This window comes from Deinococcus pimensis DSM 21231, from assembly GCF_000519345.1.
Classification (GTDB): Bacteria; Deinococcota; Deinococci; order Deinococcales; family Deinococcaceae; genus Deinococcus_A; species Deinococcus_A pimensis.
Genome location: NZ_KI912635.1, coordinates 85,372 through 85,936 on the forward strand (window position 1 = coordinate 85,372; position 565 = coordinate 85,936).

Consider the following 565-nt stretch of genomic DNA (forward strand, 5'->3'; position numbering starts at 1 on the left):
CCGCCATCATGAAGCTCGCGGTCATGCCGCCGTCCACGTTGAGGATGTGGCCCGTCACGAAGCTCGCGGCGGGCGACGCGAGGAAGTACACGCACTCGGCCACCTCGCGCGGCTCCCCGAGGCGGCGCAGCGCGTGCAGGTCCTCGTAGTCGCGCCGGGTCGCGTCCGGGTCCTCGCTCTCCGCGACGGCCTTCAGGAGGCCCTCCGTCGCGATCGCGCCGGGCGCGACGGCGTTCACGCGAATCCCGCGCGGCGCGAGGTCGAGGGCCATGCTGCGCGTCAGGTTGTTCAGGCCGCCCTTGCTGGCGTTGTACGCGACGTTGCCCTGCTCGGCCTGCTGGCCCTGCACGCTCGTCACGTGCACGATGGCCGAGCCCTCCCCGAGGTGAGGCAGGCACGCGCGCGACAGCAGCAGCGGCCCGCCGAGGTTCACGTCCACCGTGCGCCGCCACCCCGCGAGGTCGATGTCGAAGAACGTCCCCGACGCCGCCTGGTACGCCGCGTTGTTCACGAGGACGTCCAGCCCCCCGAGGAACTCCACCGCCTCGCGCGCGGCGCGTTCGCA

1 protein-coding gene is annotated in these 565 nt (G+C 72.9%); it reads right to left on the reverse strand.

What is annotated here, in order from left to right; translation table 11 throughout:
- The coding region (locus tag DEIPI_RS29415; RefSeq protein WP_084474071.1) for an SDR family NAD(P)-dependent oxidoreductase at positions 1-565 on the reverse strand (565 nt) is incomplete at both ends.